Source organism: Pseudomonas sp. B21-048, from assembly GCF_024748615.1.
Taxonomy (GTDB): Bacteria; Pseudomonadota; Gammaproteobacteria; order Pseudomonadales; family Pseudomonadaceae; genus Aquipseudomonas.
This window is the reverse complement of the sequence record NZ_CP087168.1, coordinates 957,741-980,486: the sequence shown is the minus strand read 5'-3', so window position 1 is coordinate 980,486 and position 22,746 is coordinate 957,741. Positions and strand designations below refer to the sequence as shown.

The following is a 22,746-nucleotide window of genomic DNA, read 5'->3' as shown; positions in this document are numbered from 1 at the left end:
CAACGTCTGCCCGCATCAAGCTCAATGAATAAAACACTTGGTGACCAACTTCTAAAGTCGCCCCTCTAACCTTTACACAACTTGCAATTCAGTAAGCAACTTAAATAACGACCCACACGATAAACTCTCTTCAGTCATTTGCCATAACAGGCACTCACTCTGGAGAATCAAAACCGTGAACAACCTGACAACAAACCAAACCATCAGATTCAGCAAGCTCGCATTAATGGCTTTTATTAGTTTTTTTGGCTTGCTCATGATGTACAGCAACTTGGCCGACTACCCCACCAATTACGAGTATGTCGCGCACATATTGAGCATGGACACCACCAAAGACCAGACGAAATATGCCAATCGGGCCATTACATCGCCCATGCTTCATCATCGAATTTACTGGTTCATCATTACACTTGAAGTTATCTACACCGTGCTTTGCCTGATGGGCACCTATCAGCTTTATAGAAAACTCAATGCCAGCGCCGACGACTTCCACGAGGCCAAGAGTTATGCACTGATGGGGTTATTGATGGCCATATTCGTCTACTTCGTCTGCATACAGGTGGTCGGTGTCGAATGGTTTAACATGGACCAATCGGAAATCTGGAACTATGGTGAGTGGGCCCAGATAATTCTAAACTTCATATTCCCCTCACTCATTTATATAAGCATCAGAATCGAGAATGATTAACTTTGCGCCCTGCCGTATTTATCAGGCGCGTCTACGCCTGCGCGTAATCGAAGTCCCCCAGGTTTACGGAACACCAACACATTCCCCAACATCACCAGCACCAGCCCCACCAGTGCCGGCGCCGTCCATTGATAGCCTTCGACGAACGCCGACACATTTAGCGCCACCACCGGAAAGAGTACGGTGCAATACGCCGCCCGCTCCGGCCCCATGCGCCCGACCAGCGTCAGGTAGGCGGTGAAGCCGATCACCGAGCCGGGAATTACCAGGTACAACAACGACCCGATGTAGCGGGCATTCCATTCCATGTCGAACGGGATGCCTTTGACCAGGCACCACGCCGACAACATCGCCGCGCCGTAAGCCATGCCCCAGGCATTGGTGGTCAGGGGTTTCAGGCCCGCCTTCTGTTGCAGACTCGACAGCATGTTGCCGGCCGAGAAACACAAGGTTCCGAGCAGCGCCAGACCCAACCCGAGCAAGGTTTCCGGGCTGGTGGTATGACCGGCCAGCTCCGGCCAGAACAGCAGGCCAAGCCCGAGCAAGCCCAATGCGCCGCCCATCAGCACGTTACGGGCAATTTTCTGGCCGAAGAACACCCGTGCGTTGAAGGCGTTCCACAGGGTGGCGGTGGAAAACACCACGGCGACCAGACCACTGGGGATCCATTGGCTGGCGGTGAGAAAGCACATGAAATTGATGCAGAACAGGCACAGCCCCTGAGCCAGGCAAATCAGATGCCCGCGACGGTTCATCACTTGCAAGCGCCGGCTAAGCAGCAACATCACGAACAGCACTAGCGCGGCAAGGCCGAAGCGATAGACGATCGACACCGGAATCGCCACCACGCCCAGTTGCCATTTCAAGGCAATCCAGGTGGTGCCCCAGATCAGCACGGTCAGCAGGTATAACGAGAGGTTCATGGCCAGACTCCTGAATAGGCCTTCAGTGTCCGACGCGCAATCCTTTTGCACTTGCATAAACTTGCGCTTTTGTCGGCCGGCGGGCTGGCAGGCCAACGTCTACGGAGTAGGATGCAAAGCGTTGGAGAGAACCGATCATGGCCGCACTGGATACCCTGCAAGTCTTTCAAGCGCTTAACCGCTCGCCCAATGCTCGTCTGGAGCATAGCGCCGAGCTCGGTGACGGCATGGCTGCAGCTTTGTGGAGCAACCACCACGACGCCCAGGACTACGAAGCGCCGAGCCATCACACCTTGTCCTGCTACATCGCCGGCGGCACCGGCACCTTTCGCCGCGACCAGCCCGGTACCAAGGGCGGCCCGGACAAGCTGTGCATTCTGCCGGCCGATCATCAGTCAGGCTGGGTGATCAATGGCGATATTCGCCTGGCCCACCTGTATTTCAGCTCCGAACAATTTGCCCTTGGCTGCGTCACGCTGCTGGATCGCGAACCTCGGGAATTGCAGTTGCGCGAGCGCACGTTCCTTGAAGATCCGCAGCAAGCCCGGCGCTTTCGGCAGTTGATTACCCTCAACTGGGACGAACCCGGCGAACGCCTTCTCACCAGCAGCCTGGCTCATGAAATGCTCAGCCATGCCCTACTCAGCCAGGTCGGCGTGCGTGAGGGCCTGCGCCTCAAGGGTGGGTTGGCGGCACATCAACGACGGCAGTTGGTGGAGTTCATCGATCATCAATTGGCGGAAGCGATCAGCCTTGGGCAGTTGGCGGCATTGTGTGCGTTGTCTGAATATCATTTTGCGCGGATGTTTCGTGTGAGCTTCGGTTTGCCGCCGCATCAGTATGTGTTGGCTAGACGACTGAGTCGGGCGCAGGAGTTGTTGCGCGGGACGTCGCAGCCGTTGGGGGAGATTGCATTGGCCTGTGGGTTTGCCAGCGCGAGCCATTTCACCAACCGGTTTCGTCAGGCTTTGGGTGGGACGCCCGGGGAATATCGGCAGGCATTCTTGCGGTAAAGCAAGATCAAAAGATCGTCCGAACGCGGCCCGAGCCTTCGGCAGCTCCTTGGAGCATGCGTTCGGCCCGGTTGACTAGCCTGGTGGTGGGGCACCGATGGATGCTGAAACAAAAACGGGCCTGCATAAGCAGGCCCGTTTTCAGGTGGAGAGAACGTGGGAAGGTAAAAAGTGAATCAGGCCTCAGCCGTTTTGTGCAGCCTGTTCGTTCTCGAGAAACTCGTCTTCCAGCAGCGCATCGGCCGTAGGCCTTTCGAACGGCACCACAGCGGCACGTGGTTTGCCCCGCAGTTTGCCGAACAGATGTTCAAGCGCATGTTCGAGTTTTTCGGCCGCACCGTCGATCGCCAGTTCCAGGTTAGCGGCTTTATGAGTGACAGAAATCGGTTGGTGGCCTTTTGGCCGCGCTTCCAGCTGGCAGCGCATATCGTGGGGACCGGGCTTGTCGCCGTTCTCGTCCCGCAGATGGACCTCGACGCGGGTCAGGTCCTCTTCATAACGTTCGAGCGTGCTCTCAATGGTCGTACGTACCCACTCCTCCAGTCGGATGCTGCTTTGAATATGGTTATCGCTATTGACTTGGATTTGCATAGTTCATCCCTTATTTCAGCTAGCTCGCGAGAGGCCGGTCAGCTAGCCCCTTGGGCGTCATCACCGTGACCTCTTGGTTACACAATCGGTGTGTACGCTGGATAATTCAACCCCTAAAAAAAGATAAATATTCATACGTAAAAAAAGCCGGACAACGGGCAAAAGCGCTGTTAATGTCGGGAGTTCGGTCGCCCCTGCTTGATGTCTTAGCTGCTCACATCTGCCGCTCCGCCAGCGGATGCAGACTACGAAATATCCCCGCCTCTTCCACCAGCCAGTCATGCACCGCGCGTACGCCCGGATGACTCAGCGCGCCCGGCGCATAGAGCAGCACGTAACGCTTGTGATTGGGCACCGCCAAGCCAAACGGCACGATCAACGTCCCACGCTCCAGTTCATCGTTGAGCAGCGTTCGCCGCGCAATCGCCACGCCCATCCCGGCAATGGCCGCTTCGATGGTCAGGTGATTGCGATTGAAAGTATGCCCGCGCCGCACATCCGCGCCTGCAAAGCCGATGGCGTTGAGATAAAACTCCCACTCCGCATATTCAAAACTACCACGCCAGGCGGTGATATCGTGCAGCAACGGAAAATGCATCAGATCCGCCGGGCCGTGCAGTGGCGGTCTTGCGCGCAACAGGCTGGGGGCACACACCGGAAAGATCTGCTCATCCAACAAGGCTGTGGATAACAATCCAGGATAACTGCCGTCATTGAGGTCGATGGCCAAATCGAAATCCCCTTCATGCAACGGCACGCTGCTGTCCTCGGCCACCAGCCGCAACTGAATGTCCGGAAAGCGCTGTTGTAAACGCGGCAGGCGCGGGGTCAGCCATTTGCTCAGGAACGAGGGAATCGAGCGTAACCGCAAAATCCCGCTGATCATTCCCGCATCCAATCGTCGCAATTCCGCATCGATGCTGCCGTAGGCTTCGTTAACGGTGATAGCCAATCGCTGGCCTTCGGCGCTCAATTCCACGCCCCGGGCGCGACGATGAAACAGGCGAAAACCCAGCCGCTCTTCCAGTTGCCGAATTTGCTGACTGACTGCCCCCGGCGTGATGTGCAGTTCTTCGGCGCAACGGGTGAAGGACAAGTGCCGCGCGGCACACGAAAACACGTGCAGCCAGACGTAAGTCTGGGCATGCAATTGGCGACTCATTGTTTAGTCCTGCTAAAGGCTGTCTTAGAAAGTTTCGTTGGTCACGTAGGACCGAGAGAGGCAGTATCGCCGACATTGCGCTCGGCCTACAAAAATGGCAGCGATTTCTCTTCCATTGCTTGTATAGGCTTTAGCATGGCTATCAGTGTTTTTGATCTTTTCAAAGTCGGCATCGGCCCGTCCAGTTCCCACACCGTCGGCCCGATGCGCGCCGCCGCAACCTTCGCCCAAGCACTGATTGAGCAACATTTACTGGCCGACGTACGGCGGGTAGAAATCCGCCTCTACGGCTCCCTTTCGGCCACTGGCGTCGGCCACGCAACCGACCGTGCCTGCGTCATAGGCCTGATGGGCGAATGGCCAGACAGCATTGATCCGACCTCCATCGACAGCCGAATCCAGACCTTGCGTGAAACCGGCGAACTGAGTCTGGCCGGTAAATCGACCATTGCCTTCAACTGGCAGCACGATCTCCTGTTGCTGGACGAGAGCCTGCCCTACCACCCCAACGCCATGTCGCTGACAGCCTTCGGCGAAACCGATGAATTGTTCGAGCAAACGTACTACTCGGTGGGCGGTGGTTTCATCATCGAAGCCGCTGAAGCCGAGTCCGGCATTGCGCCGACCAGCGATGTAGTCCTGCCGTACGATTTCTCCAGCGCCGCCGAATTGCTCAAGCTCTGCAACCAGCACGGCCTGCGGGTTTCCGAGCTGATGATGGCCAACGAACGGGCCTGGCGCAGTGACGCCGAGATCCGCCAGGGGTTGCTGCATATCTGGTCGGTGATGCGTGAATGCGTCGAGCAAGGCTTGCGTCACGAAGGCATCCTGCCCGGCGGTCTGAATGTGCCGCGCCGCGCCGCGAAATTGCACCGCAGCCTGTTGGAAATCGGCAAACCCAATGTCATCAGCTCCACCCTGTCAGCCATGGAGTGGGTCAACCTGTTCGCCCTCGCCGTGAACGAAGAAAACGCGGCGGGCGGACGCATGGTGACCGCGCCTACAAACGGGGCGGCAGGGATCATTCCCGCCGTGCTGCACTACTACATGAAATTCAACCCGGACGCGTCAGACGATGACGTCGTGGCGTTCTTTTTGGGCGCTGCCGCTGTAGGCATTCTCTGCAAGAAAAACGCCTCGATCTCCGGCGCCGAAGTCGGCTGTCAGGGTGAAGTCGGTTCCGCCTGCGCCATGGCTGCCGCCGGTTTGGCGGACGTGCTCGGAGCGACTCCCGAGCAACTGGAAAACGCCGCCGAAATCGGCCTGGAACACAACCTCGGCCTGACCTGCGATCCGGTCGGCGGCCTGGTGCAGGTGCCTTGCATCGAGCGCAACGCAATCGCTGCGGTGAAGGCAATCAACGCAACGCAAATGGCCCTGCGCGGCGACGGCAAACACTTCATTTCCCTGGATCGGGTGATCCGCACCATGCGCGATACCGGCGCCGACATGCACGACAAATACAAAGAAACTTCACGGGGCGGCCTGGCGGTGAGCTGGGTGGAGTGCTGAGGAGCATTCCCTGACCGTTCGCAACACGTGAGCCCGAGCAAGAATAATAACGAGGCAAAAACGATGACCGATGTACGTACACCTGCTGCCGATAATCCTGCTGTAGACCTGACCCGCAATAGCGAAATAACCCACAAAGGCTGGAGCAAACACGACACCACCTGGATGCTCGGCCTCTATGGCACGGCGATTGGCGCCGGCACGCTGTTCCTGCCGATCAACGCCGGTGTCGGTGGTTTCTGGCCGCTGCTGCTCCTGGCGGTACTGGCCTTTCCGATGACCTTCTTCGCCCACCGTGGCCTGACGCGCTTCGTGTTGTCCGGCCGTTCCGGGGACATTACCGAAGTGGTGGAAGAACACTTCGGCATCGGTGCCGGCAAGCTGATCACGCTGCTGTATTTCTTCGCGATCTTCCCGATTTTGCTGGTGTACAGCGTGGCGCTGACCAACACCCTGAGCAGCCTCATGGAGCACCAGTTGCACATGACCCCGCCTCCTCGGGCGATTCTGTCGCTGGGGCTGATTCTCGGCCTGATGGCGATCGTACGTTGTGGTCAGGGCGTCATCGTCAAATGCATGAGCGTGCTGGTTTACCCGTTCGTCGCGGCGTTGCTGCTGCTCGGCGTCAGCCTGATCCCGAACTGGAACGGCGCATTCTTCGCCACCGCCAGTGAAGGCATGCCGCTGCCGCTGTTCTTCAAGACCTTGTGGCTGGCGATCCCGGTAATGGTGTTCTCGTTCAACCATTCGCCGATCATCTCCGCCTTCGCCGTCGATCAGAAACAGCGTTACGGCGAGCAAGCCGAACGCAAAAGCAGCGGCATCCTCGCCATCGCCCACGCGATGATGGTGGTGACGGTGATGTTCTTCTGCTTCAGCTGCGTGCTGGCGCTGTCCCCGGCTGATTTGGCCGCCGCGAAGGCGCAGAACATTTCGATCCTGTCGTACCTGGCCAACCACTTCCAGACCCCGGTCATCGCTTACGCGGCGCCGTTGATTGCGCTGGTGGCGATCACCAAATCCTTCCTCGGCCATTACATCGGCGCCAGCGAAGGTTTTCAGGGCCTGATCGTGAAAAGCCTGCGTGGCCGTGGTCGCGTCATGTCCAGCAGTTGGCTGAACCGAGTCACTGCGCTGTTCATGATCCTCAGCTGCTGGGCCGTCGCGACCTTCAATCCAAGCATCCTGGGCATGATCGAAACCCTCGGCGGACCGATCATCGCGTGCCTGTTGTTCCTGATGCCGATGTACGCCATCCGCCGCGTGCCGGCGTTGCGCCAGTACTCGAATCAGGCCTCGAACGTGTTCGTGGTATTGATCGGCTTGATTGCACTGTCTGCGATCATCTACTCGTTCATGCCCTGAAACGGGCAGGCAAAAAGAAGGCGGGCCAGAGTACCCGCCATTTTTTTGCCGTATCCATTGTTCGACAATTTTTCCGGCATGCACCTTGCTATATCCCTTACGCAACACGGATGAAAGCACATGAACATGGAAGGCCGGTGGTCTGGTGTTGCGAACTAATCCCGATCACGGCCGTCAACAACTGCACGTTCAATCAGGCAGTGACGCATTATGGACAACCCTTTTCAGCTCATTACCGATGCCTTTGCACCGGATTATCAAGTCAACCTGAGCATTCAGGGTCTGGACGGCAGCATCATGCTGACCCTCTCCAAAAGTGGCCGCGTGGTGGCCAAACGGATGATCAGCGCCGAACAGCGCAATGATCCCAAGCGCCTCAAACGCCTGGTGCAAAGCATTCAATTCGGCATCGCCATCGAACAGGGCCACAGCGCCGTGGCCATCCTCGAAGCCATGACCGACGGCGACAATCGCAACCCGCCGCCGCCCTTGGTCAAATCCCGGCCCCGACCTTCAATGGGGCTTTAAAGCTCGCCCTTCTCCACTTCGGGATGCTCACCGGAACCCGCACCGATCTTGCGCTGCGGGTGTTCGATCTTCACCGAAGGGAATTGCGACGAGGCGTAACGCACCACCAGAATCGCAAACGCCAGCAGCAGAATCCCGCCGCACAGGTAGATAATCCCCACGTCTGGCGGATTGTGGTGCGAGACGTTGGAGATCAGCAGCCGCGTCAGTGCGGTGATCGCCACGTAGATCAGGAAGCGCACCGGCATGTGGTTGGTCTTGAAGTAAATCCCGACCATCGCCCCCAGTTCCAGGTAGATGAACAGCAGCAAGATGTCATCGATCTTGATGTGCCCCGCCTCGATCATCTGCAAGAATTCCATCACCGCCGCCCACGCGGTGACTGCACCGATGGCGAACAGCGCGAGGTAGTGGAAGGTCTCGACGAACAGGTTGCCCAGGGACTCGGCCAGTTGGTGCACGTTCTGCCGCAGATTCTCGGCCCAGTTGATTTTCACGATGATGGTTCCTTAGCTCGATTCGAGCGGATGATGCGGGTTGGACGTGACGGTTGTTCTGCATGCAGAAAAAAGGCCAGATACTGTTGGGTGAGATGATGGCTGCGTGATATGAGACACGTGAGTGGCATCAGGACGGACGCCTTCGCGGGCAAGTCGGATCGCCGCACCGCTCGCTCCTACAGCGTCCGATACAGTTCACCTGACAAACCCTGAAATCGGTCTACATTAAAAAGCCACTACCCAAAGCGCTGGGATTCGCTTATCCTTTTCGCTGTATATAAATACAGTAGTCGAAACAGACAACTAATGTGAAGGCATGTGAGGTGGTGAATGGCCGTCGAAGTGGTATACCGCAGCAGCCGAGATCTGGAGCGCTTGTTCATGGATAAAGCCGAAGCTGACCGTCATGACAAAATGCTCGAACTGGCCGAATTACTGGCTGAAGTGTTGCAAAAAGCCGTTCCGTCCCTGACCGAACAGCAAGTGGAAGAAGCCGGGATCTACATGGCGAAAAACCGCGATGTGTTCGCCAAGGCGTTCAAGAGCCAGCCGGACGCGCTGTCCGAATTACTCAATGTGCCAGCCGAAGTGACTGAACCGGTTGAAGTCGCTGCACCTGTTGAAGCGACGGGCGCTGAGCCGACCAAGCCAGCCAAAGCCGCCAAGACGCCAAAGTAAGCAATGCCCGAATTGAATAGGCCCTGAGTCAAATGACTCAGGGCCTTTTTCATGCCTGTGGAAAACTTAAGCTTCGGGTTGTTCCAGTGCCTCGACCAACGCCTTGAAGAATCGCGCCGCCTCGCCACCGGTGACCACACGGTGATCGAAGGTCAGGGACAACGGCAGGATCGGATGCACCACCACCGCCCCCTCGACCGCCACCGGTTCATCGCGGATCGCCCCGGCGGCGAGGATCGCCACTTGCGGCGGCACCACCACCGGGTTGGCGTAGCGGCCGAACAAGGTGCCGAAGTTCGACAGGGTCAGGGTCGCGCCCATCATTTCCTGGGGCGGGATCGAGCGCGCCTGAACATCGGCCCGCAGTCGCATCACACCTTCTTTCAAATCCGCCGCGGTGCGCTGACCGACATCGCGCAACACCGGCACAAACAAACCGTCCGGGGTATCCACGGCAATGCCCAGGTCGAGCCGTTCGTGCTGTTTGAGCGCCAGAGTTTTGCCATCGAAGGCGCTGTTGAGCACCGGTTCTATGGCGCAGGCCGCCGCCATGGCCTTGGCCAGACGAATCAGCGGTTCTCGTGCCTGCCCCCAGCGATGCAGATCGGCATCACCGAAAATCGTCACCGGCACCACTTCGGCATGGGACCTGGCCATGTTCAGCGCCATGCTGCGTCGCACTCCGCGCAGCTTCTCGCCGCCGAAGCGTTCGCGTTCGGTCTGGGCCGCGTTTTCCACGTCGCTGCGGGTGATCTGGCCGTCCTGACCGGAGCCGACCAAGGCGCTCAGTTCAATACCGAGCTGCCGAGCCAGTTGACGCACCGCTGGCGTAGCTCGGTTCGCCAGGTGCTCACGAGTCGAAGGTGCAGCGCCGATGAAAAATGCATCCTCCTGATTCGTACCACCGCCCTCAAGCCGCCCGACCACAGTGCCCGCATCCGCTTCGCCTTCGTAACCTAGCAGAGGTTCGCCAACGTGAAGGATGTCGCCCTCGCCACCGAATGTTTTCGCCACCACGCCGTCGTAGGGCGCGGGAATGTCCACCAGCGCCTTGGCGGTTTCCACCGACACCAGCAGTTGGTCAGCCTTGACGGTATCGCCGACCTTGACGCGCCAGCGGACGATTTCCGCCTCCTGCAAGCCTTCGCCCAGATCCGGCAGTTTGAAATATTTCATCGCAACCTCCTCGGCCTCAGGCGTCTCTTCAGGGGTAGTGCTGCATGACGGTGTCGCAGGCATGAAGAATGTCTTCGACGCCGGGCATGTACAGCGATTCCAGTCGATACAGCGGCGGCGGGATGTCTGGCGCGGTGACTCGCTGGATCGGTGCCTGCAATTCCAGAAATACCCGTTCGTAGAGGCTCGCGGCGATTTCCGCGCCGACCCCGCAGGAGCGTGGCGCTTCATGCACGATCACGCAGCGACCGGTCTTGCGCACCGAGGCTTCCATCGTGTCGAGGTCCAGCGGTTTGATACTGGCGACATCAATCACTTCCGCCGAGACGCCCTGCTCGGCCAGTTGCGTGGCGGCTTGCAGGGTTTCCATCACGCTGGCGCCCCAACTGATCAAGGTAAGGTCGCTGCCTTCACGCAGGGTGAAACAGCTGTCCAGCGGCAGGCGCTTGCCGTCATCCAGCAGTGGTTGCGGGTTCATTCGATAGAGTCGGGTGGGTTCGAGAAATATCACCGGGTCCGGGTCGTCAATGGCCGCGAGCAACAAGCCATAGGCCCGGGCCGGCGAAGACGGGATCACCACCCGCAGCCCCGGAATGTGCGCGAACAGCGCTTCGGTGCTTTCGCTGTGATGCTCCGGTGCGCGAATCCCTGCGCCCATCGGCGTGCGCATCACCATCGGGCAGGTGATCCGCCCGCGCGTGCGGTTGCGCATGCGACTGGCGTGGGACACCAGATGCTCCATGGTGGCGTAGATGAATCCCATGAACTGGATTTCCACCACCGGTTTCAGGCCTTGGGCCGCCATGCCCACCACCAGCCCGCCGAGCATGGTTTCGGCCAGCGGCGAGTCGATCACCCGCTTGAAACCAAAGCTGTCGCGCAGGCCCAGCGTGGCGCGGAATACGCCACCATTCACCCCGACGTCTTCACCGAGGACGATAACGTTTTCGTCTTCGCTCATGGCCCGATGCAACGCCAGATTCACCGCTTCCAGCAGCGTCACCTTACCGTTACTCATGGCCCGAACCTCCCGTCCGGCGCGCCACCCGCTCCAGAAATTCTTCGCGCTGTTCGGCCAGGGCTTGCGGCCACTGGGCGTAGACATGATCGATCACCGATTCCGGTGCCTGCAGGCCCGCCGCTTCGAAGTTATCCACAGCCCCCTGCACCAAGCCTTGGCATTCGCTGATCAGTGCCTGTTCGCGACCCTCGTCCCATACGCCTTGCCCGGCCATGAAGCGTTGCAGGCGTTTGATCGGTTCTTCGAGCCAGGCCTGTTTGACCTCGTCCGCCGACCGGTAGCGCGTGGCATCGTCGGCGGTGGTGTGATCGCCGAGGCGATAGCTCAGGCATTCGAGCAACACCGGGCCTTTACCGTGGCGCGCCCGTTCGAGGGCTGCTTGCATGCGGTCGTAAACGGCGAGCATGTCATTGCCGTCGACTTGCTCGCCGTGGAAGCCGGCGCCAATGGCTTTCTGCGCCAGGGTCGGGGCGCCGCACTGAATGCGTCGCGGCACCGAGATTGCCCATTGGTTGTTGTTGATCACAAACACCACCGGCAACTGCCAGGCACCAGCAACGTTGAGGGCCTCGAGGAAGTCCCCTTTGCTGGTTCCGCCGTCGCCGCACGTAGTGACGGCGACCCGATGCTCGCCACGGATTTTGAAGGCGCTGGCGACGCCGCAGGCATGCAGGGCCTGGGTGGCGATCGGCACACAGATCGGGAAATCCTGAGCGACCGCCGGGTCGGCAAAGTCGCTACCACGTTCATCTCCGCCCCAATACAAGAGGATTTCTTCCATGCGCACGCCGCGCATCAACTGCACAGCGGTGTCGCGGTAATACGGGATCAGTACGTCTTCGGCGTGCATCAGGCTGCCGACCGCGACGCCAATGGCTTCCTGACCCAAGGTCGGCGCGTAGGTGCCAATGCGTCCGGTGCGTTGCAGGGCGACAGCTTTCTGATCGAAAAGGCGGGTCAGGACCATCTGCCGATACAGGCGCGTCAACAGATTGAAATCGTCGGCCCAGTCGGGAAGATTGCCGAGTAACTGGCCGTCAGGGGATAGAAATCGGGTGTAAGGCAGCTCAACCTTGTGAAGCATCACAGGGCTCCTGGCACGCGTGAGTCGGCGTGCATTTGTCAGGCCCGACGTTTGTGGCGCAGGGCTTGGGGAGCAATGGCCGGATAGGCTCTCACTCCTTTCAAACTTTTCACCGGTACAGCGTCACCGGTACAACACTTTCTCCGCCAACTCATCCGCCACCCGGGCCGGAGAACGCTTTTCCGCCTGGGCATGGGCGAATACTTCGGTCAGCCGTGAACTGATTTTCGACAGGTGCGCGGTAATGGTCGTGAGCTCTTCCCCGCGGTGTTTGAGCGACACGTAGATCAGCCCGCCGGCATTGATCACGTAATCAGGCGCATACAAAATGCCCCGGCGCTCCAGCTGATCGGCGATTTCCAGATGGATCAGTTGGTTGTTTGCCGAACCGGCGACCGCCGAGCAGCGCAGTTGCGACACACTGTTGCTGTTAAGCACACCGCCCAGGCCGCAGGGCGCGAGTATGTCGCACGGTGTGCTGAGCAGAGCATCGTTTGCGATGGGATGAGCGCCCAATTGCTCCATGGCCAGCTGCACTTTGCCGTGATCGATGTCGCTGACCAGCAGCTCGGCACCGGCGGCGTGTAGCTGTTCGGCCAGGGCATAACCGACATTGCCCAGGCCTTGAATGGCTATGCGCAGTCCTTCGAGATTATCGCTGCCCAAACGGGCCATGGCGGTGCTGCGAATACCGGCAAATACGCCCATGGCCGCGTGCGGCGCAGGGTCGCCAGCGGCGGTGGTGCTGGTGACGAATTGGGTTTGCTGGGCGATGCAATCCATGTCCGCCACCGAAGTGCCGGCATCGATGGCGGTGATGTAGCGACCGTCGAGTTCGTTGACGCAACGCCCGAAGGCTTCAAATAGCGCGGCGCGGTTTTCCACATGGGCCGGGCGAACGATCACCGCAACGCCACCACCCTGAGCCAGGCCGGCCAGCGCCGCCTTGTAACTCATGCCTTGGGCAAGGCGCACGGCATCCTCGATCGCGGATTCATCGCTGGGGTAAGCAAGGTAACGACACCCGCCCAGGGCAGGTCCCAGACGGCTGTTGTGGATGGCAATCACCGCCTTCAACCCGGTGACCGGATCGACGCTCAGGTGCAGCGATTCAAGGCGAGTGCTTTGCATGAGAGCGAACATCGTAGGGCTCCCGAATCACTTCTTGTAGTCGCCAGTATAGGCTTGCGCACAAAAATTGCAGAAGCGCACCGGAATAAGCGGCGCCGCTTTGAACGCTTTCGGACATAACCTGTTACCACCTGTGTGCAGCACTGGACGAAAGCCTGTGACGGGGCTAAAACGAGGCATTCCCCGGAGATTTTGATGACCCCGCGCCAACGTTTTTTCGACTGTCTGCAACGATCACCGCCCGCGCTGTTCGAGGCGGCGCTATGGATCGCCGCCGAGCACGATAAAGAGCTGGATCCCGAGACGGTGCTGGCGGACTTCAAGGACCTGCAACAGCGGGTCAGCTACGGGTTGCCGATGCTGCCGGTGAGTGAATTGGCGCAACCGTTGTTGCGACGAATGAATGACCTGGGATTCGCCCAGGACGACTCCACGCCCTTGCGCCCGCAAGTGGCGTTACTCAATAAAGTGCTGGAACGTCGGCGGGGGCAGCCGCTGGTGCTGGGCCTGATTGCACTGGAACTGGCCAGAAGGCTGGAGATTCCCATGGTCGGGGTCAACTTTCCCGGGCATTTCCTGCTGCGGGTGCAAGGCGCCGATCACCTGCTCGACCCGTGCGGTGGGCGACGGCTGTATCCCAATGATTGTCGCGAATTGCTGCAACGTCAGTACGGCCCGAACATGAAGCTTGGCGCCGAGCATTTGCTGACCGCCGAACCGGCGCAGATGCTGCAGCGGTTGTCGCGCAACCTGCGCCAGTTGTACCTCACGAATGATGACTACATTGACGCCCTGATCGACGCCGAGCGCGTCCTTGAATTGGGCAACGCCAGCGCCTCCGACTATCTGGCCCGGGCCAGCCTTTATCAACGACTGGACTGCCCGAATGCCGAGCGCTTTGACCTGGAGCATGCGCTGCTGCTCAGTGACGATCCGATTCAGAGGATTCGCCTGACTGAACGACTCGGGCACCTACCGCCCAATTCGGTCGTGCATTAAAAGCAAAAGATCTTGTTTCTGACAACCTTGTTACGGGGTATCGGGCTGATTCGCCGGATGGGCCAGGAAGAAGGCTGGGTGTGTCGCTGCCAGCGCCGCCACTCGACGAATTCGCGGGTAGGCCTCAAGGGAAATATTGAAGCGCTCGGCCGCATACAACTGCGGGATCAAATAGACGTCCGCCAGCCCCGGTTGATCGCCAAAGCAGTAACCGGTGTCACCGATCAATTGCTCCACCGTCGCCAACCCTTGGCTGATCCAGTGACCAATCCACTCCACCACCTGCGGCTCATCGTGTCCCAACTGCCGAAGCTTGTTGAGCACGCTGACGTTGTGCAGCGGATGCACATCGCAACCGATCACCGCCGCCACGCCCCGCTCATGAGCGCGGGCAGCGAGGTCTTTGGACAGCAATGGCACCTGTGGATAACGTTCCTCCAGGTACTCGATGATCGCCGGTGACTGGATCAGCAACTCGCCTTCGTCGGTGCGCAAGGCTGGCACCCGGCCTTGCGGATTGATGCCCAGGTACGTCGGCTGCCGATGTTCGCCACCTTGCGGCGCGATCAGGTTGATTGGCAGCGCCTGGTAATCCAGCCCCTTCAACGCCAGCGCGATACGCACCCGGTAAGACGAGGTCGAACGGTAGTAGGTATAGAGTTCCATGACCTGACCCTCTTAGCGCGCTGGCAACACTTTGCCACGGCATTCGCCGAAACCGATGGAAGCAAAACCCTCGCGACTGCAACGCGCGCGCAAGATGATTTCGTCGCCATCCTCAAGAAATTTACGCACCTCGCCCGACGCCAGTTCGATCGGCTTTTTACCGCCCTCGGTGATTTCCAGCAGGCTGCCGAACTGACCGTTTTCAGGGCCCGACAGCGTGCCAGAACCGAACAGATCACCGGCCTGCAACTGGCAGCCGTTGACGCTGTGGTGCGCAACCAGTTGTGCAACGGTCCAGTACATGTGTTGGGTGTTGCTGAGGGTCAGGCGATGGGCTGGCAGATTTTGCTCGCGCATCGATTCGGTCAGTAGCAGCACTTCGAGTTCGATGTCGAAGGCACCGGCGGCCTGATCACGTTTGTCGAACAGGTACGGCAGCGGCTGCGGATCGCCTTCCGGGCGCGCAGGCTGGGCACGACGGAACGGCTCCAGCGCTTCGGCCGTCACCACCCACGGCGAAATGCTGGTGATGAAACTCTTCGACAGGAACGGACCCAGCGGCTGGTATTCCCAAGCCTGGATGTCCCGCGCCGACCAGTCGTTGAGCAGGCAGAAACCGGCGATGTGATCGGCGGCGTCACCGATGGCGATGGAGTCGCCCATCGCGTTGCCCTGACCGATCCAGATACCCAGTTCCAGTTCGTAGTCCAGACGTGCGCACGGACCAAATGTCGGCTCGGTCTGACCGGCCGGCAGGGTCTGGCCTTTCGGACGGCGAACGTCAGTGCCGGACGGGCGAATGGTCGAGGCACGGCCGTGGTAACCAATCGGCACGTACTTGTAGTTCGGCAGCAACGGGTTGTCCGGGCGGAACAGTTTGCCGACATTCTGCGCGTGCTCGATGCCGACGTAGAAATCGGTGTAGTCGTTGATCCTCGCCGGCAGGTGCATTTCGCAATCCGCCGCCAGCGGCAGCAGTTTGGCGCCTTGAGCCTCGATCTTGCCGTGCAGGGTGCTGCCTTCAGCAAACAGTTCCAGCAGACGTTCGCGCAAAGCGACACGAGCCTCGCGACCCAATTCGAAGAACGCATTCAACTGGCCGCCACGGGTGGCTTCGACTGCTTTCTTCGCAATGCCATCGAACAGGCCGGCATCCAGTGCCGCTTCCAGATCAAAAATGTGATCGCCGATCGCCACACCACTGCGCGGCGCGGAGCCCTTCACGCTGAACACGCCCAACGGCAGGTTCTGCAGCGGAAAATCCGCGTGGCCGTTGGCGGAGGCAACCCAGCTACGAGTGATGGAAGTCTGAGTCATGGGTTATCTCCGGGTCGGGTCGAAAGTGGCGGGCAGCGTGGCCCAGCAAGCGTCGTAATTGTTTTGCAGTTGCGGGCAATCCAGGGCGAATAGGCTCGGACGCAACACTTGGCTGGTCTCGAACATGAAGGCCATGGTGTTATCGATTTTAGCCGGCGCCAGTTCAGCGTTGATCGCCTTGGTGCAGGTCTCGCCGTCCGGGCCGTGGGCGCTCATGCAGCTGTGCAACGAGGCGCCGCCGGGTACGAAACCTTCGGCCTTGGCATCGTATTCGCCCTGGATCAGGCCCATAAATTCGTTCATCAGGTTGCGGTGGAACCACGGCGGACGGAATGTCTTCTCGGCCACCATCCAGCGTGGCGGGAAGATCACGAAGTCGAGGTTGGCCAAACCATGCACGCTGGTTGGCGAGGTCAGGACGGTGAAAATCGACGGATCCGGATGATCGAAACTGACCGTGCCAATGGTGTTGAAACGGCGCAGGTCATATTTGTACGGCACGTTATTGCCGTGCCAAGCGACCACGTTCAGCGGCGAATGATCGAGCTCGCAACCCCACAACTGGCCGAGGAATTTCTGCACCAGGGTGGTCGGTTGATTGAGGTTTTCGTAATGGGCCACTGGCGTCAGGAAGTCGCGGGGATTAGCCAGGCCATTACTGCCGATCGGCCCCAGATCCGGCAGGCGCAAAGGGGCGCCATGGTTTTCGGCGATATAGCCGCGGGCTTGCGGGTCGAGCAGTTCGACGCGGAATTTCAGCCCGCGAGGCAGGACGGCGATTTCCAGCGGTTCCAGCTCCAGCACGCCCAGTTCGGTGGCGATGCGCAAGCGGCCCAGTTCCGGCACCAGCAACAGTTCGCCATCGGCGTTGAAGAACACGCGCTCCATGGAACGGTTGGCGCGGTAGTTATAGATACTGATCCCGGAGGGTTTTTCCGCGCCCGAGTTGGCGGCCATGCTCACCAGCCCGTCGATGAAATCGGTCGGTTCGGTCGGAATGTCCAAGGGGTTCCAGCGCAGGCGATTGGGGGTTACTTCACCCAATGGGCCGCCGGCCAGCTGCCGATCCAGTTTGACGAATGCCGGGTGGTTGGCCGACGGCTGAATGCGGTACATCCAGGTCCGTCGTGCTTCGCTGCGCGCCATGGTAAAGGCCGTACCGGAGAACAGTTCGGTGTACAGGCCGTAAGGGGCTTTTTGCGGGGAGTTCTGGCCGACGGGCAGTGCGCCGGGCAATGCTTCGCTGCTGAATTCGTTGCCAAAGCCTGACTGATAAGCCAGCGCTGGCGCCGTTGAATCGAGGTTCATGGAGCCTCCTGAACGGGAGTAGACAATGGCCTGGCACTCTGCTGAAGAGGTCTTGGCACGCCTGGGTTATTTTTATCGTAATTAGATTACGCATAACGTAATTTGATTGGTATTGACCGTCAAGCTATAAAGACGCCCATTCGTCCCGGGATCACACCGCCTCCATGACCAGCGAAAGCAACGGTAAACAGAAAGTCCGCTCGGCCGAGGTCGGCACCGACATCCTCAAGGCGCTTGCCGAGTTGTCGCCTTCGACCTCATTGTCGCGCCTGGCCGAACACGTACAGATGCCGGCGAGCAAGGTTCACCGCTATCTACAGGCGCTGATCGCCAGCGGTTTTGCCGAGCAGAACACCGCCACCAACCACTATGGCCTCGGCCGTGAAGCGCTTCGGGTCGGCCTGGCTGCTTTGAACAGTATGGACGTGCTTAAAGTCGCCGCCCTGCCCTTGGCCGAGTTGCGTGATGAGCTGAATGAGACCTGCTTTATAGCGGTGTGGGGCAATCAGGGTGCGACAGTGGTGCACATCGAACCGGCGGTGCGGGCGGTGACGGTAGTGACGCAATTGGGCTCGGTTTTACCGTTGCTCAGCTCGTCGACAGGGCTGGTGTTCAGTGCCTATTTACCCCACCGCGAAACCGATGAGTTGCGCGATCTCGAAGTCCGCGCCGCCGACGTTCATCCGTTGGCCGATGAGCAGGCTTACGCCACATTGTGCGAACAGATCCGTGCACGCGGCTTGCACCATGTGCACGGCTTGCTGATGCCCGGCGTGGATGCGTTGTCGGCCCCGGTGTTCAATGCGGTCGGGCAAGTGGTGGCGGTGATGACCATCGTGGGCCCCACTTCGTTGTTCCATGCCGACGAAAGCGGCCCGGCGGCGCAGCGTTTGCTGGCAGCGACCCAGGCCGTGAGTTGGCGGATGGGGTATCAGGTTGACGATCCCGGTCGCTGAGCGGAACTACCACCTGCGGGCTGTCATTAGCGCCGGATGATGGTAGTTTTGCTGGTAGCGCTTTGAGGATCGTCGAGAACCTGCTGAATCACCGCCAGTGCCCGCTCATGCAGTTGAGGTTGGCCAGTGGCTTGGGTGAACAGCTTTTCCACGGTGTACACATCCCCCAGCAATCCGATCAGGTCCTGCTGCAATTTTGTGGGCTGCAAACTCCCATACCCCGACTTGCCCAGCGACGCCAACTCAATCAGCGCATCTCTGAAATGGATCAGGGCGTTGGCCCGATTGCCTACGGAGTAGGCCTCCACGCCTTGCACCAGATTCTTGCCCAGCAAGGCTGCGCCCAACGCGATACTGACGGGCGGAAAGACAATGCCAATGATGCTGACGGCCGTTACAACGGCGTCGTAGCTCAGACCAATAATGATTTCTTCAAGGCTTCGGGTTTTCTCGTCAACATCGGAGATGACCTTGCCCAGCACGTCGCTATAGCAGTAGTACAAGTCCGTGACCCGACTGTTACGCTCCAGCGTCGGCGCCTCGGAGAAGTTGGCCAATTGTTCAAGATCGGTCAGGTAAGTACCGACCTGCGGCTGATACTTCTCGTGTATTCGCTCGTAGAAATAGTCGCCCAGGCCGCGGGTTTTCACCCCACTTACGAAATCGTTGAATGGCCGCAGCTCGCAACCGTCCGGTGCGTCAGGCGTGTACAGGTATTCCTCGACCTTCCCGGCGAAATGCAGCCTGAAAACATACACCCCGACCACCAGACGTCCCTTGAGATGGAGTTGGAACAAGGCACTGTGACGCACATCTCCAGGTGCCTCGCCCACCGGCCAGTCCGGTTGCGAGTGATCAAATGCCACGACCACCTTCTTCAGCTCGTCGAAGTGTTCCTTCGGCAAGCGTCCGGCGAACAGCGCCTGCATGGCTGCCATGGTCATTTGACGTTTTATGATGCCTATGTAAATCCTTCGCTTGAAGATGCCGTCGGGATGGGAGCGGTTAACATAAGTCGTGCGCAACATATCGATGTACTGCTCGCCCGCGCGCAACGCTCTTGACCAACCGGCGATATCGCGGATATCAAGTGTGTCGAGTGACGGGTGGTCAGTCGCCACGGTAAAGCGCGGATACAGGTCCAGACCGACGTCGTCAGCGTAAAAGTGCACTTCGTCGGCAATCAGCCGAGTCAGTGTCATTTGTTGATTCTCACTGACTTGCACGTAAATTCGATCAGGGTCGATCACGACAACTTCGCCTCTGCCAAGAAGGACACCCTCCACACGCTGCTTGACCAGTTGATGGCAAAAACGCTCATAGGTGATAAAGCCGCCCTCACGGACTTCAATGGTTTTCAGCGCCTTGAGTTCGGTATTGATGCGCGCAAAGGTCTGACGCAACTCATTGGATGCGGTGCGATAGTAATAGGGCGTCTGGCTTTCTTCCTGCGCCACCAGCCACGCACGATGATTGAACACAACCGTATTCAGCACCTCGGCCCCTGTGTAGGGGGTTGGCACCGGCTCGACACCCCGCCATAGATCGGGACGTTGCGAGACCTTTTTCAGGTGGCCGCCGATCACTTCGCGATCCAGTGCATGGGCTCGCCAGAGCAGATAGTCGCGCCCTTCTGGCTTGGCCATCCAGCCGCAGATATCACCGCTCAGTCGCCTGAAACTCGGCAACTCATACCAGTCCTGTCCACCCGGCGAATCCGCAGCGTAGAGGAGCCAGTCATCCTGGCTGGGGCTGCGGCTTCCGATAGCAACCAGCCCCATGAACGGTCGAGTGTTTAGGGGGCTGTCACTCGTCAGCTTCAAAGACGCCAGCGTCAGGTTCGTATCACCACTCACGGCACGCCTGACCCGCTGAAAATTGGTGTCGGTGAGATGTCCACGAAGCTTCGCGGCAAATGCGCTCAGCAATAGCTGATCCCGGGTGACATTGTTCATCGCTGCGAGCACAGTGTGGCGTTCATACGCAGCACGAAAATCTCTGCCATAAGCCGCGCGCATGTCCTCGTCCAAGTATTCCTCCAGCCATTGCTGATTCAATCGGGCGGGAATGCCTTTACCCTCAAATGTGATGTTTGCCCGCTGGCCTTCCTCATGCTGCCCGCACAACAATAAATCCGTCAGGGAACGCTTGTCTTCCTGACTAATTGTGCAGCCGGCCTCCTCGAACCGATATTGGCTGGTGGTCATAAGTGTGTCGGGATCAAGGTCGCTGTCAAATTCCAACTGCAGAAGTTTGCTGGCCACATCCCGAGCATAAATCTGCAAACTGGCCTGCGCCCCAAGTTGTTTGTCCAGATCGACCTGATTGGCAATCAACTGCTGTTCCATTTCGCCATAATTAAGTTGATCGGCAACACTGGCACGTTCAAGCCATTGCGGACGATTGTCGATAGCGTGAGGAACGTATGCATTCATCATGTTCATTTTTTTGCCCTTGAAAAGTTTAATAACCAGACGCGACATTCGCCTAATCAAAACTAGTTCAGGGCCATTCAATATAAAAACAGTTAAGCGATACCAATCATTTACAACTTAAACCCTGTGTAACCGCCCCCCCGAATCTAACCGGAGGCCCACCTATTAATTTTCCGCTTAGTATAAGCTCGCCCCCCCTAATAACTTGGCCTTGGCCACGCTTGCGTCCTGCGCTCGACACGCCACTTTCCATGTATGCGCCGCGCGTGAGTTTTAACCGTATGCAGTGAAATAAAGAGTGTTTCGGCAATTTTTTGATTGGAATGACCCAGTGCAATCAGTTTCAGCACTTGCAGCTCACTGCTTGTTGGCATCGCATGCCCCAACTCGTGCCGACGAACTGTCGCTCGCTTTCGCCGATGTTGAATGAACGCCGGCACGGCTATTCCAGTATTGGGATCGAAAGGAATTCGATAGGCCGCAGGAAAAAAACATCCTTGTTAATAGAGGTAGACCTCGCACGCCTTCGTCGTCTTCTGGTCTCGGATTCTTCGGATGCGCCGCGCTTTGGCCATGCCGTAGGTCAGGAACACGCCACTTTGCGCGGCGGTGAAATCAGACGGTCGCGAAACTCCAGATAGTGCTCGAGCACCTGCGCCGGCGCTTCGATCTGCGGGTAATGGCCGATCTCAGACAACAGGACCGTGTCCGGGTCGGGAATCAGTTGCCGATAGCGCGCCACCATGTGCGCGCCGGAAACCGGATCGACCTCGCCATCGATGACCCGCAACGGCACCTCGCCACGCCGCATGGCACTGACCCAACGCTCACGCTGGACACGACGCTGCGGGATATAACTGATCAATTTGTGCATGACCCGTTGCCCGTGATTGCTGTCGACCAGGCTCCAGAAATCATCCAGTTCACTTTCCGTGGGCCGGGTCTGTGGACCGAAGATCTGCGTGAAACTCTTCACCAGAGCGTCACGGGTAAAGGCTCGCCCGATCATCCAGCCCAAGGGGCTGAGCAAGAGTTTTTGCACCAGCACCTGGCGATGGGTTTCAGGAAACAAGCCACCATTGAGGAACACGCAACTGGCGATATCAGCGCGCGCTTCGTAGTGCCGGGCCAACAGTTCCTGAGCCACGCTATCGCCATAATCGTGTGCCAGCACGTGAACGGGTTGCTCAACGTTCAGATGCACCAGTAAGGCCTGTTGCAAATCGGCCTGTTCCAGCAGGCTGTAGTCGTGATTCACCGGTTTGGCGGAATCGCCAAACCCAAGCATGTCACAGGCAATCACCCGATAGCGTTGCGTCAATGGCTGCCACAGGTAATGCCAGTCCCAACTGGCGGTCGGGAAACCATGGATCAGCAACAGCGGCTCGCCCTGCCCTGCGGTCCAATAGCGCAGAGTCTGGCCGCGAAATACGAACGTCTGACCGCGTTTGCGCCAGACACACAGTGGAATCTCGGCGAGTGCCATTTAGCGTTTATAACCCGTGTCTTGTTGATCGAGTTTGCGCAGCAACGCCGGCCAAGCCAGCGCGCCGCCCATCCCTTGAGCACTCCTGGTGACACCGCCGATCCTCGCCTTGGCGCCCGCGAGAATCTGCGGTTCGATGGCGATCAGCTCTGCGCCGTCGTCCCAATCCTGCAGAACGACCAGACGATAACAGGCAGCCAGATCGAC

20 protein-coding genes and 3 pseudogenes are annotated in these 22,746 nt (G+C 58.9%); 8 read left to right on the top strand and 15 right to left on the bottom strand.

From position 1 onward, the window contains the following. Positions 1 to 175 precede the first annotated feature (175 nt). Positions 176 to 688: a DUF2165 family protein gene (locus LOY56_RS04390; RefSeq protein WP_258620140.1), complete on the top strand. Its 513-nt coding sequence runs from the start codon at positions 176 to 178 to the stop codon at positions 686 to 688. Here the strand turns inward: LOY56_RS04390 and LOY56_RS04385 are convergent. Further along, entirely contained in the window at positions 685 to 1,611 is a 927-nt protein-coding gene (locus LOY56_RS04385; protein ID WP_258620139.1) for a DMT family transporter, read from the bottom strand. The two genes, LOY56_RS04390 and LOY56_RS04385, sit on opposite strands and share 4 nt — an antisense overlap. Positions 1,612 to 1,748: 137 nt before the next feature. Between LOY56_RS04385 and LOY56_RS04380 the strand changes: the two genes are divergently transcribed. Further along, positions 1,749 to 2,624 carry a helix-turn-helix domain-containing protein gene (locus LOY56_RS04380; RefSeq protein WP_258620138.1) on the top strand — a complete coding sequence of 292 codons (876 nt, stop codon included), beginning with the start codon at positions 1,749 to 1,751 and terminating at the stop codon, positions 2,622 to 2,624. Positions 2,625 to 2,807: 183 nt separating this feature from the next. Here the strand turns inward: LOY56_RS04380 and LOY56_RS04375 are convergent, their stop codons facing one another. Both LOY56_RS04375 and LOY56_RS04370 read right to left on the bottom strand, forming a co-directional pair. Beyond that, on the bottom strand, positions 2,808 to 3,215 hold the full coding sequence (locus LOY56_RS04375) for an HPF/RaiA family ribosome-associated protein (protein WP_008070486.1): 408 nt from the start codon (positions 3,213 to 3,215) through the stop codon (positions 2,808 to 2,810). A gap of 214 nt (positions 3,216 to 3,429) precedes the next feature. Further along, a complete protein-coding gene (locus LOY56_RS04370; RefSeq protein ID WP_258620137.1) occupies positions 3,430 to 4,377 on the bottom strand; it encodes a LysR substrate-binding domain-containing protein in 948 nt (315 codons plus the stop codon). A gap of 135 nt (positions 4,378 to 4,512) precedes the next feature. On the opposite strand from LOY56_RS04370, the gene LOY56_RS04365 reads away from it, so the two are divergent. The 3 genes from LOY56_RS04365 (at position 4,513) to LOY56_RS04355 (ending at position 7,782) form a co-directional block, all read left to right on the top strand. Then, positions 4,513 to 5,889 (top strand): L-serine ammonia-lyase, encoded by a 1,377-nt coding sequence (locus tag LOY56_RS04365; protein WP_258620136.1) that lies wholly within the window; start codon positions 4,513 to 4,515, stop codon positions 5,887 to 5,889. A 63-nt stretch (positions 5,890 to 5,952) separates the two neighbouring features. Next, positions 5,953 to 7,254 carry a serine/threonine transporter gene (locus LOY56_RS04360; RefSeq protein WP_258620135.1) on the top strand — a complete coding sequence of 434 codons (1,302 nt, stop codon included), beginning with the start codon at positions 5,953 to 5,955 and terminating at the stop codon, positions 7,252 to 7,254. A gap of 210 nt (positions 7,255 to 7,464) precedes the next feature. Next, complete coding sequence (locus LOY56_RS04355; protein WP_123496706.1) at positions 7,465 to 7,782, top strand: DUF3509 domain-containing protein; 318 nt, start codon at positions 7,465 to 7,467, stop codon at positions 7,780 to 7,782. On the opposite strand, the gene LOY56_RS04350 is transcribed toward LOY56_RS04355, so the two are convergent. Further along, the gene (locus tag LOY56_RS04350; protein ID WP_258620134.1) at positions 7,779 to 8,279 is read right to left on the bottom strand and encodes a phosphate-starvation-inducible protein PsiE; all 501 of its coding nucleotides are present in this window, start codon (positions 8,277 to 8,279) and stop codon (positions 7,779 to 7,781) included. The two genes, LOY56_RS04355 and LOY56_RS04350, sit on opposite strands and share 4 nt — an antisense overlap. A 333-nt stretch (positions 8,280 to 8,612) precedes the next feature. Here LOY56_RS04350 and LOY56_RS04345 point away from each other — a divergent pair. Then, positions 8,613 to 8,852, top strand: a pseudogene (locus tag LOY56_RS04345) (YebG family protein); the annotation flags it as partial. A 174-nt stretch (positions 8,853 to 9,026) separates the two neighbouring features. On the opposite strand, the gene LOY56_RS04340 reads toward LOY56_RS04345, so the two are convergent. The 4 genes from LOY56_RS04340 to LOY56_RS04325 all read right to left on the bottom strand — a co-directional run bounded on the left by LOY56_RS04340 (position 9,027) and on the right by LOY56_RS04325 (position 13,384). Then, on the bottom strand, positions 9,027 to 10,136 hold the full coding sequence (locus tag LOY56_RS04340; RefSeq protein ID WP_258620132.1) for a dihydrolipoamide acetyltransferase family protein: 1,110 nt from the start codon (positions 10,134 to 10,136) through the stop codon (positions 9,027 to 9,029). Positions 10,137 to 10,164: 28 nt separating this feature from the next. After that, a complete protein-coding gene (locus tag LOY56_RS04335) occupies positions 10,165 to 11,154 on the bottom strand; it encodes an alpha-ketoacid dehydrogenase subunit beta (protein ID WP_123355787.1) in 990 nt (329 codons plus the stop codon). After that, entirely contained in the window at positions 11,147 to 12,241 is a 1,095-nt protein-coding gene (pdhA, locus tag LOY56_RS04330; RefSeq protein WP_258620126.1) for a pyruvate dehydrogenase (acetyl-transferring) E1 component subunit alpha, read from the bottom strand. Before pdhA ends, LOY56_RS04335 begins: the two co-directional genes overlap by 8 nt. Before the next feature lie 123 nt (positions 12,242 to 12,364). After that, entirely contained in the window at positions 12,365 to 13,384 is a 1,020-nt protein-coding gene (locus LOY56_RS04325) for a Glu/Leu/Phe/Val dehydrogenase dimerization domain-containing protein (protein ID WP_258620124.1), read from the bottom strand. Between the two features lie 183 nt (positions 13,385 to 13,567). On the opposite strand from LOY56_RS04325, the gene LOY56_RS04320 reads away from it, so the two are divergent. Next, on the top strand, positions 13,568 to 14,371 hold the full coding sequence (locus LOY56_RS04320) for a SirB1 family protein (protein ID WP_258620122.1): 804 nt from the start codon (positions 13,568 to 13,570) through the stop codon (positions 14,369 to 14,371). Between the two features lie 30 nt (positions 14,372 to 14,401). Here LOY56_RS04320 and maiA read toward each other — a convergent pair whose 3' ends face one another. From maiA to hmgA, 3 genes are read right to left on the bottom strand one after another with little or no spacing between them, the layout of a single operon-like run. Next, the gene (gene maiA / locus LOY56_RS04315) at positions 14,402 to 15,037 is read right to left on the bottom strand and encodes a maleylacetoacetate isomerase (protein ID WP_123719972.1); all 636 of its coding nucleotides are present in this window, start codon (positions 15,035 to 15,037) and stop codon (positions 14,402 to 14,404) included. Between the two features lie 12 nt (positions 15,038 to 15,049). Then, positions 15,050 to 16,354: a fumarylacetoacetase gene (fahA, locus tag LOY56_RS04310; protein WP_258620121.1), complete on the bottom strand. Its 1,305-nt coding sequence runs from the start codon at positions 16,352 to 16,354 to the stop codon at positions 15,050 to 15,052. A gap of 3 nt (positions 16,355 to 16,357) precedes the next feature. Beyond that, on the bottom strand, positions 16,358 to 17,662 hold the full coding sequence (gene hmgA / locus LOY56_RS04305; RefSeq protein WP_258620120.1) for a homogentisate 1,2-dioxygenase: 1,305 nt from the start codon (positions 17,660 to 17,662) through the stop codon (positions 16,358 to 16,360). A gap of 164 nt (positions 17,663 to 17,826) precedes the next feature. Between hmgA and LOY56_RS04300 the strand changes: the two genes are divergently transcribed. Then, positions 17,827 to 18,618 (top strand): IclR family transcriptional regulator, encoded by a 792-nt coding sequence (locus LOY56_RS04300; protein WP_258620119.1) that lies wholly within the window; start codon positions 17,827 to 17,829, stop codon positions 18,616 to 18,618. A 26-nt stretch (positions 18,619 to 18,644) separates the two neighbouring features. Here the strand turns inward: LOY56_RS04300 and LOY56_RS04295 are convergent, their stop codons facing one another. The 4 genes and pseudogenes from LOY56_RS04295 to LOY56_RS26965 all read right to left on the bottom strand — a co-directional run. Further along, the gene (locus LOY56_RS04295) at positions 18,645 to 21,101 is read right to left on the bottom strand and encodes a dermonecrotic toxin domain-containing protein (RefSeq protein ID WP_258620118.1); all 2,457 of its coding nucleotides are present in this window, start codon (positions 21,099 to 21,101) and stop codon (positions 18,645 to 18,647) included. A gap of 129 nt (positions 21,102 to 21,230) precedes the next feature. Further along, positions 21,231 to 21,412 (bottom strand): annotated as a pseudogene (locus LOY56_RS04290) (response regulator transcription factor); the annotation flags it as partial. A gap of 224 nt (positions 21,413 to 21,636) precedes the next feature. Then, positions 21,637 to 22,539, bottom strand: coding sequence for an alpha/beta fold hydrolase (locus tag LOY56_RS04285; RefSeq protein ID WP_258620117.1), 903 nt, complete (start codon positions 22,537 to 22,539; stop codon positions 21,637 to 21,639). Beyond that, positions 22,540 to 22,701: pseudogene (locus LOY56_RS26965) on the bottom strand (class II aldolase); the annotation flags it as partial. Positions 22,702 to 22,746: the final 45 nt, after the last annotated feature.